This window comes from Nicoliella sp. ESL1149, assembly GCF_058107265.1.
Genome location: NZ_JBYLUE010000001.1, coordinates 1 through 12809 on the forward strand (window position 1 = coordinate 1; position 12809 = coordinate 12809).

General features: G+C 32.1%; 13 protein-coding genes. 6 read left to right on the forward strand and 7 right to left on the reverse strand.

All coding sequences use genetic code 11. The features are described from left to right. Nucleotides 1-8 precede the first annotated feature (8 nt). From AC3B6G_RS00005 to AC3B6G_RS00025, 5 genes are all read left to right on the forward strand, one after another. The gene (locus AC3B6G_RS00005; RefSeq protein ID WP_489848447.1) at nucleotides 9-1118 is read left to right on the forward strand and encodes a 5-methyltetrahydropteroyltriglutamate--homocysteine S-methyltransferase; all 1110 of its coding nucleotides are present in this window, start codon (nucleotides 9-11) and stop codon (nucleotides 1116-1118) included. Between the two features lie 20 nt (nucleotides 1119-1138). Continuing rightward, nucleotides 1139-2473, forward strand: coding sequence for an APC family permease (locus tag AC3B6G_RS00010; protein ID WP_489848408.1), 1335 nt, complete (start codon nucleotides 1139-1141; stop codon nucleotides 2471-2473). A gap of 12 nt (nucleotides 2474-2485) precedes the next feature. Further along, nucleotides 2486-3247 carry a cyclase family protein gene (locus AC3B6G_RS00015; RefSeq protein ID WP_489848409.1) on the forward strand — a complete coding sequence of 254 codons (762 nt, stop codon included), beginning with the start codon at nucleotides 2486-2488 and terminating at the stop codon, nucleotides 3245-3247. Nucleotides 3248-3377: 130 nt separating this feature from the next. Beyond that, on the forward strand, nucleotides 3378-4490 hold the full coding sequence (locus AC3B6G_RS00020) for a glycerol dehydrogenase (protein WP_489848410.1): 1113 nt from the start codon (nucleotides 3378-3380) through the stop codon (nucleotides 4488-4490). A 791-nt stretch (nucleotides 4491-5281) separates the two neighbouring features. Further along, nucleotides 5282-5620, forward strand: coding sequence for a hypothetical protein (locus tag AC3B6G_RS00025; RefSeq protein ID WP_489848411.1), 339 nt, complete (start codon nucleotides 5282-5284; stop codon nucleotides 5618-5620). A 111-nt stretch (nucleotides 5621-5731) separates the two neighbouring features. Here the strand turns inward: AC3B6G_RS00025 and AC3B6G_RS00030 are convergent, their stop codons facing one another. Then, a complete protein-coding gene (locus AC3B6G_RS00030) occupies nucleotides 5732-6331 on the reverse strand; it encodes a tyrosine-type recombinase/integrase (protein ID WP_489848412.1) in 600 nt (199 codons plus the stop codon). A 169-nt stretch (nucleotides 6332-6500) separates the two neighbouring features. Between AC3B6G_RS00030 and AC3B6G_RS00035 the strand changes: the two genes are divergently transcribed. After that, nucleotides 6501-7475 (forward strand): hypothetical protein, encoded by a 975-nt coding sequence (locus AC3B6G_RS00035; protein ID WP_489848413.1) that lies wholly within the window; start codon nucleotides 6501-6503, stop codon nucleotides 7473-7475. Nucleotides 7476-7667: 192 nt separating this feature from the next. Here AC3B6G_RS00035 and AC3B6G_RS00040 read toward each other — a convergent pair whose 3' ends face one another. The 6 genes from AC3B6G_RS00040 to AC3B6G_RS00065 all read right to left on the reverse strand — a co-directional run bounded on the left by AC3B6G_RS00040 (nucleotide 7668) and on the right by AC3B6G_RS00065 (nucleotide 12805). Next, entirely contained in the window at nucleotides 7668-8297 is a 630-nt protein-coding gene (locus AC3B6G_RS00040) for a hypothetical protein (protein ID WP_489848414.1), read from the reverse strand. Nucleotides 8298-8362: 65 nt separating this feature from the next. After that, nucleotides 8363-8794: a hypothetical protein gene (locus AC3B6G_RS00045; protein ID WP_489848415.1), complete on the reverse strand. Its 432-nt coding sequence runs from the start codon at nucleotides 8792-8794 to the stop codon at nucleotides 8363-8365. An 85-nt stretch (nucleotides 8795-8879) separates the two neighbouring features. Continuing rightward, a complete protein-coding gene (locus AC3B6G_RS00050) occupies nucleotides 8880-9905 on the reverse strand; it encodes a DNA-processing protein DprA (protein WP_489848416.1) in 1026 nt (341 codons plus the stop codon). 194 nt (nucleotides 9906-10099) lie between these two features. Then, nucleotides 10100-11146, reverse strand: a complete 1047-nt coding sequence (locus AC3B6G_RS00055) for a CAP domain-containing protein (protein WP_489848417.1) — start codon at nucleotides 11144-11146, stop codon at nucleotides 10100-10102. 499 nt (nucleotides 11147-11645) lie between these two features. Then, nucleotides 11646-12299: a hypothetical protein gene (locus AC3B6G_RS00060; protein ID WP_489848418.1), complete on the reverse strand. Its 654-nt coding sequence runs from the start codon at nucleotides 12297-12299 to the stop codon at nucleotides 11646-11648. A gap of 167 nt (nucleotides 12300-12466) precedes the next feature. Beyond that, nucleotides 12467-12805 (reverse strand): hypothetical protein, encoded by a 339-nt coding sequence (locus tag AC3B6G_RS00065; RefSeq protein ID WP_489848419.1) that lies wholly within the window; start codon nucleotides 12803-12805, stop codon nucleotides 12467-12469. Nucleotides 12806-12809: the final 4 nt, after the last annotated feature.

Consider the following 12809-nt stretch of genomic DNA (forward strand, 5'->3'; position numbering starts at 1 on the left):
TGATAATTATGGCAAATACAGTTAAGTTTCCAAATCGTTACGATATCGTTGGTAGTTTCTTAAGACCTGAACCACTTAAGAAGGCACGTGAACAATTTAATAACAAAGAAATTAGTCGTGAAGATTTGACCAAGGTTGAAGATGAAGAAATCAAAAAATTAGTTAACAAAGAAGTTGAACTAGGATTAAAAGATGTAACTGATGGTGAATTTAGAAGAAGCTGGTGGCACCTGGATTTCTTTGATGGTTTAAACGGAGCTCATTTTTTCACACCAGAACATGGATATAATTTTAATGGTGAAGAGACTCGTAAAGGTGGTATTAAAATTACTGATAAGATTACATATAATCCTGAACATCCCTTCTTCTCTGGTTTCAAATTCTTAAATTCAATTGTTCCTGAAGGTATCACTGCAAAACAAACCATTCCAAGTCCTTCAGTGTTCTTCCCTAATGAAGATGCAGGTATTTCCGATGATTACTATGATGGTGATTTCGATGCATTCTTGAACGATACTATCGATGCATACAAAAAGACAGTTCAACGCTTTTATGATTTAGGTTGTCGTTACTTACAGATTGACGATACCTCTTGGGGGATGTGGGCAAGTTTCTCTAACGGAACAATTCTTCCTCAACTAAAGCCATTATGTGAAGCAGCAGTTAAAGCAATTAACGCTATTGCAGATAATAAGCCAGATGATTTAGTTCTTACAATGCACGTTTGTCGTGGTAATTATGATTCTACTTGGGCAGGCGCTGGAGCATATGACCCAGTTGCTGATTACTTAGCTCAATTACACATTGATGGTTACTTCTTGGAATATGATGATGAACGTTCTGGTGGATTCAAGCCACTTAAGCCAATTTCTGAAAATGGTCGTGATCAACGAGTTGTTCTTGGATTGGTAACTAGTAAGCGTCCTGAACTAGAATCTGAAGATGATTTAAAGAATCGAATTAAGGATGCAAGTCAATACTATCCATTGGACGGTCTTTGTTTATCAGCACAATGTGGTTTTGCTTCAACCGAAGAAGGAAATCGTTTAACTGAACAAGACCAATGGAACAAGATTAAATTAGTTGTTGATACTGCTAAATCAGTTTGGAATAGTTAATGTATAGGAGGAATTAGATTATGGATAACGGGTCAAAATTAAAAGTAAGTCTCTCAACTAAAGACTTATTGATTTATGGAATTACATTTATGATTCCAGTTGCACCATTAGCATTTTATGGATCTTTCTTAGCTCCTGCTAATGGAATGGTTGCTTTAGCATACTTTGTAGGGATGGTTGCCATGTTGTTCACTGGATTTAGTTACGCAACAATGTCGAATCGATATCCATTTTCTGGTTCTGTTTATACTTATGTTCAACAAGGTAGTAATGCTGGCTTAGGATTCATTGGTGGATGGGGAATTACATTAGATTATCTTTTAATTCCAACGATTACTTATCTTATAAGTCAGTCGTTTGGAGAATCATTGTTCCCAGCAATTCCGGGGTGGTTATGGATTGTTGTATTAGTTCTCTTTAATACATTTATCAATATCTTAGGTGCTAACATCGTTTCAAAGATTAGTTGGGTTCTATTTGCACTACAAGGTATCGTATTGATTGCCTTTATCATTGGAACTATTAGACTTCTAATTTTAGGAGAAATTCATCCTCAAGCGATTTCATTCTATAACCCTAAACATTTTAATTTTCAAGGAGTCTTACAAGCTACAGGAATTGTCATTGTTAGTTACTTAGGATTTGATGCAATCAGTACTTTGTCAGAAGAAGCAAAAGATCCGAAAAAATCAGTTGGAAAAGCAATCATTCTTTCTATTCTTTCAATTGGAGCATTATTTGTTTTAATTACTGTTTTAGCAGGATTTGTAGCACCTGACTACAAGAACTTAAATCCAAATACCGCATTCTTAGGAATTCTCCAACGTGTTGGTGGCACATGGTTAGTTAAATTAGCCGATGTTGCAATTATTCTTTCATTTGGATTTGCGAGTGGCCAAGAAGGACAGACTGCTGTATCTAGAATTTTATATGCAATGGGTAGGGATGGTATTCTTCCATCAGCACTTTCAAAAGTAAGTAATAAATATAAGACTCCAACTGTATCAATTGTCTTAGTTGGAATTGTTTCATTAATTCTTTCATTAACGTTATCTCAAGATACTGTTTCAAATTTAGTTAGTTTTGGTGCTTTATTCGGATTCATTTTATTGAATCTATCAGTTATTTGGAAGTTCTTTATTAAGAATAAAGACAAATCATTAGTATCATTTATTAAATACTTGGTATCACCATTTATTGGATTTATTGTTAGTTTTTGGATTTTTATCAGTTTATCATCAGATGCAAAAAGCGTCGGTGTATGTTGGTTAGCAGTTGGGCTTGTAATCTTATTGATTAAGACTCGTTGCTTTAGTAGGAAAACACCAAGTTTAGATTTTAGTGGTAATAATTAGGAGGTTATATTTATGACAGTAAACAAAGATTTAAAAAACGATAATTCAGTTGCAGATGTAGTAGAAAAGCTTAAGTCATTTAAATGGGTTGATTTAACTCATTCATTTGGTCCAGAAAGTCCTAGATTCCCATCATTTGCAAAGCCAAAATTTAAAACTATTTTCACTCATGCTGATGGTTTTTACGTAAAGGAATATACATTTCCAGGTCAATTTGGTACACATATTGATCCACCAATTCACTTTGATCAACATCAAGAGAAGTATGTAGAAAACTTCTCATTAAAAGAATTAGTTCGTCCATTAGTCGTAATTGATAATACTGAAGCAGTTAAAAAGAGCCCAGATGCATCACTATCTGTTGATGATATTAAAGCTTGGGAAAAGAAGCATGGTAAGATTCCAGAAAATTCATTTGTTGCTTTAAGAACTGATTGGAGCAAACGTTGGCCTAGCCAAGAAAAGTTTGAAAATTTAGATGAAAAGGGTCAAGCACATTATCCTGGTTGGGACTTAGATGCTCTTAAGTTCATTTATGAACAACGTGGTGCTGCTGCTAATGGACATGAAACATTTGATACAGATACAGCAACTAAACAAGGTAATGGTTTAGTTGGCGAATATTATGTATTATCGCATGGTCATTATCAAATTGAATTGCTAGACAACTTAGATGAAGTGCCAGCTACAGGATCATATATTTTCATTTCTGTTCCAAAGGCAGAGAATGCTCCTGGTTTTCCAGTTCGTGCTTTTGCAGTTGTTCCAAACTAAATAAATTGGCATTCCTATGATTTCATATAGGAATGCTTTTTTATTTATAGGCCTTTTGTTTCTCATATTTGACCATCTAACCTATAATGAAAATGAAATCAAATTCTAATAAATTATAGAGGCGATTGTTATGACTACTGCTAACAAAATGTTTGCAAGTCCATCAACTTATGTACAAGGAAAAGATATTTTATTTAATAGTGCTTCATATTTAAAGAAGCTCGGTTCTAACTTTGTTCTTTTGGCTGGTCCACATATCAGAAAAGTTGTCGGAGATAAGTTCTCTGAATACCTAAGAGAAAGTGGTTTTAATGTCACTGATGCTGAATTCCAAGGTGAATCATCAATGACTGAAGTAGAACGGGTTGCTCAAATCGGTAAGGACAATAATGCTGATGCCATTATCGGTCTCGGTGGTGGTAAGACACTTGATGCTGCCAAAGCCATTGCTGATGAAATTGATATTAAAGTGGCTATTTTACCTAGTTTAGCTTCCACTGATGCACCATGTTCCAGATTATCCGTTATCTATCACGATGACGGTTCATTCTCTAACTACATGTTCTTTAGTCACAATCCTGAACTTGTGTTAGTTGATACTAGAGTTGTTGCCCAAGCTCCAAAGCGTTTCTTAGTCGCTGGAATTGGAGATGCTTTGGCAACTAACGTTGAAGCTCAAGCTGTTGCTAAACATAACGGTGATACGATGTTAGGCAATAAACAAACATTGGTTGGTAACGCAATCGCTTCTAAGTGCCAAGAAACATTGTTCAAATATGGAGTTGAAGCTGCTAATTCAGTTGGCAACAACGTAGATTCTAAAGCAGTTGAAAAAGTTACCGAAGCCAACATCCTTATGAGTGGAATTGGTTTTGAAAGTGGTGGTCTAGCTGCTGCTCATGCCATTTACAATGGAACTACTGCTATTGGTGATAAAATCGACAAGATGCACGGTGAAATCGTTGCATTTGGTACGTTAGCTCAATTGTATCTTGAAGGTGCAGACAAAGAACGTTATGAAAAGTACCTTAAGTTTGAATTATCAGTTGGTTTACCAACAACATTTGCTGATTTAGGAATTGCTAATATCAGTGATGAAGATTTAGCTAAGATTGCTCATGCTGCTAATAGTGCTAATGATACTATGAAACAAATGCCATTTGATGTTTCTGATGATGACATTGTTCAAGCAATGAAGGGTGCGAACGCATACGATATTGCATTCAAAGAAACTCAAAAATAGCATAAATAAAAACACCTTCTTATTAGAAGGCGTTTTCAATATAATTGTTTCTGTGGTTGCAAAAACAATTATTTATGTGAGATTATCAATATGAGTTTTTCCGACACTACACATTGATCATTAATACACATGAATACAATAAATTAAATATAGAAAGTAAGTCGCTAGGAAGTATAGTATTACTTCTTAGCGACTTTTATTATATTATATTAATCTTATTTGCTGATTATATGGCACGTGTATTATTAAATAATTATCAATGGAGAGACCAAATGTATAATATTTTGTATTATATTTAATTATTCCCACCTCCCCACTCCTCCTAGCTCTCCTCCAGACACGCATGCACTTATCGCAAGCCTACTCTTAAGAGATTATAGGAAATAAAAGAGCGATTTTCCGGTTCCATCCTGCGGATTCCGCTAACGGAAAATCACTCTTTTATTATATTTGCGTGGGCTTTGCGATTGCGTTTTGCTCAAACGTCGCTACTTGCCGAAAGTAGTTGTAGAGAGAAAAAAGTTCGGCTCCATCTTCGATTCCGCAACGAATTTTTTCTCTCTTAGTTAGTTGAACTAAAGTAGCGACGTTTGGTCTGTTCGTCGAGCGTCGTCGGAGTGGGGAGGGGGAATTGAATGAAGACTGGCTGCGTTCTCTCTTTATTTTTAAGAAGTAGAGATTGATAAGTATATTTACATAATCTTTTCGTTTTATTGATAGTTTTGGCTGAATTGGTTCTATATAATTCTAATTGTGCTGAAGATTTAGTTATAGAAAGGGGACTTTTGATATTGAATAAGTTAACTTTTAATACCCAATTGAATGAGATTGCTGATCAGGTGAAACAAGAAAAGATTACACCTTCTGAGGGCTTTAAAGCTATTAATGATTTTATGGGTACCCTTCCTAAAAATTCTGAATTTTATAGCAGGATTTACAAACGAACAAAGTCTGAAGATTATCCGATATTGGGAGAAAAGCTGAATCAAATGATTGATAAAATTAATAGTAATTCCCAAGCTTCAAAAAAGTATAAATTAGATGTTTACTATATGCGTGATGAATATGATGATTATAAACCAGTTAATAGTGGGACTTTGATGATTATAGTTTTTATTTTAACGTTTTAGACAGCTTTAATGTGATTTGAAATATGATGTTTCTAGAATGAAATTTATATTATTATTGTTGGGAGGTACCTTAGAAGTAAGGTATCTTTTTTATAAATAAGTATAGTGTGATTAGAATTCTATGCCATCAATCTGCTTTTCAAGTGAATGTTGATCTAATCCCAGGTAGTGTAGAGTCATCTCTTCGCTTGAATGATTGAGCATTCTCATTACTACTCCAATATTGTAGTTTGATTGGATATACATTCGATAAGCCCCAGTCTTCCTCATTGAATGAGTTCCTAAATAATCAATTCCTAGAAGTTTTCCAACTTTCTGCATTACACGATAGTATTGTGTAGTGGTGACGGGTCGGGATGCATCCCAGCTATTAGGAAATAACCAAACAGATTCTACTTTATTTTCCTTCAACCATTTACTGTAATTCATTAGGTCATTTGCGACTGGATTGAGATAAATCCGATTAGGTTTATCGGTCTTTTTATCCCTAATGTACGCATTTCTTTTTACTTCTCCGAATTCATCAAAGATATCTAGTTTACGCAACTTTAACACATCACTTACTCGAAGCATTGTTGTCTCTCCAACTTGAAAGATAGTGTAGTTCCGTCTGCCATATCTAAATTCATTTAGTAGGGCATCCCTAACTTGATTTAAGATATTATCATCTTTAATTGGTTGAACGTTTTGGTCTTGATGATTTAAGTTCATTTTAGCCTCCTTAAGCGTTATTATTTTGACAAAGTTATATTTTAATAAATACTAAATATAAAAAAAGGTTTATTATTATCACTATTGCATATGAACTGCTAATAATGCTTATTATGACTTATAATTAATTTGATTTACAAAATGAAGATATATTTGGGAGAGAAACAACATGAATAAATATCCATACTTAAAAAAATTTATGAAAAATGCTTCTAATGAATACAGGCAAATTATCAATAATTTAGATGAGGATGGGAAAAGTCTTCTTAATGATTTTAAAAATAAAGATTCTAAAATATTTAAATTATTAGATGAAAAAACGTTGATTAATTCTTTTTTAGTTAAACCTGAAGACTTTCCAATGTTATATCATTACACTAGCATTACAGGGTTTAAAGGTATAATTTCTTCAAAAAATTTATACATTAGTACAATACATGATATGAATGATAAGAAAGAGATGATATATGTTCATGATTTGTATTCTGATATTGTTAAAAGGATAACTAATGATGAGTTTGAAGTTTCATCTTTTTTAAAAAATATGGAAGAAACTCCTAACGATTTTTATGTTATGAGTTTTTCTTATAATGACCATTCACAGGCATTACAAAATTATGGTGACATAGCAATTGGAATGCCTAATCAAGGACTTCAGTATTATTTAGGAAAAGAAGGATCACATGGTAAAGAGGATTTTAGGGATTTCGATGAAAATGATTATTATGCTTTTCCCTTAATAGTTGATTATGATTATAAAGAACAAATTAAAAATATAGATTTGTTGATTAGAATTTGGATAGCTGCATTTAGAAATATAAATATTGACTATGATGATATGAATGAGATATGTTTTAGATGTAAGAATGCTCTTTTACTTTGTTCGTTATCTTATAAAAATCCAGTATTATACCAAGAAGAAGAAATTAGATACGTTATAATGAACAGACATAAGGGAAGAGATATAAGACCAAATACTTACTTTAACGGTAGAGCATCCATGAAAGTACCATTTGAAACAAACTTAATTTCAGAAATTATTTATAATCATAAATTAGATGTTGAATCAGCATATTTATCAAAATTATTATCAAAAAATGGATATGATAAAACAAATGTATCTGGTACTAAATTACCTTATTAATCAATAAAATGATGTCATGTTATGTGTTGATTTATAGGCAAAGGTATTTTTATGTATTCATTTGTAGATAATGATACCTGTTTATTTTAGCAAGAAATCATGGTCTACAAATGATGGGATATGTATGCTTCTTTACAAAGCATACATAAAAAGACTAATACCTATTTTTAGTATTAGTCTTTAACATGTTATTTATTTTTTATATCCACCGTGACTATTATCACCAAATACTACTTTTCCGTGGTATGATACATCAAATCGAAGATTATATCCAGGTGCCATTGATACAGACTTTTCTCGTGATACCAATGAGCATGAACCTACATGTACCCAATTTTTAAAGCGGCTGTACACTGGATCATTTCCACCTTTTAGTTTTAAGGAGTACTTATTACCAACCTTTTTAACTATATAATCATAACTACCATATATCCTGTAAGTATTCTTTCCAATTACTTTATATTTATAATGGACAAAATCCGTATATGGAAAGTTTAAACGATCGAACATATCTGAAACACCATCAAGTTTTTGGTTATTAGTAGTTAGATATACAGCATATGCAACAATTGTTTGGCCACTGAATTCTCCAAAATCTGATTGACCAAAAAATAGTCTTAAATGAGTTGGAACTTCTTTACCATCTATTCCTACTGTTAATTTTTCGGGAAATGTTCTGTCTGATACTAATACCTTATGACGCCAAAAATTTGGAACACCATTATATAATTTGGATTTGGCACTAGCACTAGTGCCACTAAAACTACAAATTGCTAGGAAAAAAGTTACTGTTAAGAAAAGGATAATTCTTTTTTTTATCATTATGAATTACAACTCCATTTATTATTTTAGTGAATACCACGTAATTAGTTATTAGATATCGATACCTATTTAGCTAATTTAAAGATACTTGCACCATATTTGTCATTACCGGTGTAGTTTCCCTTATTTCCCATAGTATGTTTAGGAACAATCCAAAATGTTTTCTTTGAAATTAATCTAATCTTTACAGGATATTTTGAATTGATTGTTGCGTAATAGTTTTTACTATTTGCTTTTTTAATATTACTGAAATTCCAAGTAACATTAGTTTTCTTTGCGAAATCACCAGAAACAAATTTTCGATAGCCATAGTAAGTTAAACTGTTACCATGAAAGGTAGATTTGTCATGGTAGCCACCTTGTGATCCATCGGTTGTTCTATACCATTGATGATGTGTGATGCTACTTGGTAATGAAGCAGATTTGGCACTCGTATTAAACGATAAGAATAGAAAAGCTGAAGCTAGGAATGGAATAATTAATAAAAATTTTTTCATATATAAAACCCCTTTAAATTTATAAATATTTTTTAGTATAACATTTATACATAATAAAAAGATACCTAAATCTAGGTATCTTAGTTTAATACGCATCTGGATTATATAGTCTTAACGTTCTAGTAAATGGCTTTGTACTAGCCAAGGGATGGTCATCTCTCATCTGATGACCAATTCTTAGTAATTCCTCAAACTCGAAAACAGACCTTCTAGTATAAAGAGGTTCAGCAACCTCACTCTTTATAGCATCATAAGTTCCCATATTCTGGAAAGGAAGATTATAATCATGACATTTTAGATACTTCGTCATATCAGGAGCAGCAAGCGGACGTCCCTGTCTATGAGCGTCACTCATCGTAATTCTAGAACCACCATTCATAGTTGATTCAACAGCGATTACGCCATCTGACATCCCTGATTGCCACTTATCACGAGCAGCTAATTGGTAACTTCTTAGCTCCTCATTAATAGGGTAAGTACTGATTACAGCTCCACCATGATTAACGATATCTTGAGCTAATTGACGATTCTCATATGGATATACTTGTTCATTCAACCCATGAGCAAGGATAGCAACCGTTTTCCCACCAGAAGCTAAAGTAGCTTTATGAGCATTGGTATCTGTTCCTAATGCTAGTCCACTAACGATAACGTATCCCTTCCTAACGAAGAATTCAGTATAACGTCTAGTTAGTTCAGCTCCTAATTTAGTAGCTTTACGAGTTCCGATAATAGCAATCGATTTATCAGTATTAAGGATATCAGTGTTTCCTTTTACATATAACACTGGTGGATAGTTCTTATCAGCTGTATTTAAGAGATTTTTGGGATAGCGACTAGACATACAATTAATGATTTTAATATCTTTCTGAGCCGCCGCCATTATCATTTTATCGGCTTTGTTTAATAGCAATCCCCATTCATGTTCGCCGATGTTCTTATTTCCAGTAATTCGAGCGTATTTGTGATGAAAAGATAAATCAAGTAAGCATCCATATGTATCATCAATTTGATTAGCTTTAACTCCATCTAATGACTGAATGATATCTCTATCTTTTACTCCTCGAATACTTTGGCAGGCTAAAATTAATCTAGTTATTTTGTTTGCCATTATCATCAACTCCCTAAATATGTTCTATCGTTAATAACGTTGGTGTATCAACGTTTTGATAGTAATATTATACCATCTAAAGGACGCAAAGGGAACAGTTGTTCCCCTATTTTTATATTAGATAATAAAAACCCCTAAAGTTAGATAAAGCTAACTTTAAGGGCTCAGTTCAACTTAGAAATTGAACAACTTTTTTAATTAGACATAAGCATTGACTCTGAAACAATTTTTCCATATGAATTACTACTTACTGAAATACCAATTCCAATATACTTGGTATCAGGTTTTAAGATATTTCCTCGATGGCCCCAATTTTCTGCAAGACCATCTTGATATACATATGCATTTATCATATCGATCGCGCTAGCATAAACATTCTTATGAATACCTATTCCTTCGATATTTTCATACAACCAGTCATATTTAAAATCATTTTGTTTAGCAAGAACGGCAGCTTCCATTTGACCATTACTATCATAATGACTTTGGGTAGTCTGTATTTGTTCACTACGGGTCTTTGCAATCTGTCCTAGAGTATCATCCCATTGTAATGGACTTAAACCATGTTGAATTCTAATATAGTTAACGTAATGATATTCTAATTGTGCAGCTTGACTCATATCATTATCATTATATGAATTTTGTATCTGTTGCATAACTTGGTTATTAGATTGTACTTTTGGAGTGTAAGGACGGATATTTAATCCCATAACCCAACCTTTTAAGTTATTATCAAACTGAAGCAAGAAATAATTAATTCCCCACGAAGATGTTCTTTCATCAAGGATCTTATGTGGTGAGTTTAGATCGTTAGCTGTTGGAGTAAACCAAGACGAAGTATCAGTCTCTGAACTAGGAAATGAGTATAGAACAGTTGTTGTTGGTAATTTATAAAATCCAACATATTGACCAACTTTATAATTATCAATATATTTATTAGGATTAAATCCACCGTCGTTAGTTTGGCTATTCATCACTAAACTTGAATCATGTAGCATATTACTATCTAGACTATCTCCTACATAATAGGGTGTATTATCAGTTTTTTTTGCAACTTTCTTGTTCTTATGTTTAACAGTACTTTTTTTCTTGGATTTCTTTTTATGACTTTTTTTAGTAACTTTTTTACTTACTTTCTTTGCGTTAACACTTATTGAAGGGTTAGGGATGTTACTAGTAACAGATGCTCCTACACATAAAATTAATGTAGTTTCTAAGATGGCAATTAATTTTTTATTCATTTCTATCTCCTTAAGGTTTACTTAAGATTTAGTATAGCATCTATTTTATAGAAAGACACGCTTCATTATAAGACATACATAAAAGACTAATATTTATTTTTAGCATGATTTTTTAGATATACATTATATTTTATTGTATGTCCATAAAATGTTAGTTAAATAATGAAATAATATATTTCAGTAATTACTGTTTAGGGATGCTTTACGTAGCAAAGAATCAAAAATTACCCTCGTCATATGTACATAAGCATAAAGATTCACGAAGCACCCAAATAACCTGCTCATTAATGTTTTAATGCGTTTTTTGCATTGAAACATTAATGAGTAGGCAACAAGAAAATTGTCTGGCCATCTGCCCGCAGATGGACGGGCGATTTTGCTTGACGGTTCTTTTTTAGAATTAGTGAAAATAATAATAAAAAAAGATGAACGCATTATCAGCGATCATCTCTTTATTTATATGAAATAATTCCTTATTTACTAATTCAAAATAACAATATTAATCATCGTAGTCATCACTATCTTGATTGTCATAGCTAGTTTGATTATTAGAAGAATCTTCGTGGATATTAACTTTATTTCCTTGACTGTCAAAGTATCCAGAACCAGTTAAATTGTCACTCCATGGATCTCCATGATCAGAACAGATTCTATGGTAGTATTGAGGAGCTTCATTATGAGTCTTTAAATAGTTAACACCAGAATTATAGAATTGAATTGCGCTATTAGTTCTGGCAATTTTAGTTTTAGTATCTTTAATGTCTTTTGTAGATTGTGAACTAATTCCAAGAATCCAACCTTGTCTGTATACCTTATTGTTAACGTATCTACTATCTAGGAAACTTGTAAAGCCCTCAGAATCAGACATTCTAATAGCATCTTGAATTCCTGTTACGAAAGTATCATTGTTGCTATACTTTTTAAGTAATTTTTTACCATTTTTAATGTACCAGTAAGCAGCTTTATCATTGCTGCTAACATGAATTTTCTTAGCATGTTTTTTCTTGGAATGCTTCTTTTTAGCGTGTTTCTTCTTTGCAGCATTTACGATAATTGTATTAGATTTACTATTAATTTGAGAAAAAGCAGTATATCCACTTGCAAATAACGTAATTGCTGAAAGAACTGTAATGAATTTTTTACTAATCTTCATAATATAATCAACTACCCCTCTATATTCTTTAAAGTATATTTAAAATTATATTCCTTTTGTTAATGATTTTAAATAAATACTTAATAATTATTGTACATAGAGTATAAATATAAGAATGAGATAAGTATTAATACAAAACCAACAATAAATATTATCGGACTTTTAATTTATTTATATAATTTAATTTTTGTTGATGCTATAAAAATTGTGATATGGTTTCCTGAAGTCTTAAATCCAATAGGTTCAGGAGAATCTTTGATTGGATAGCCTCCATACCAACCATGTTTAATTTTTTTAAATTTAAATGGAAAACTAGTTTGACCATATGTATCGCTAAAATGTCCATATTTTGGTCCAATTTTATAACTATATTGTCCATTATGCCAATATCCTTGGTATTTTTTTGGTACCACAGAAGATGCATGCACAGGTTTGTTTATTGATGCTCCAATACTTGTTAAAGCTATTGAAGATGCAATAGTAATTAGTAACGTTTTTATTCTCATGTAT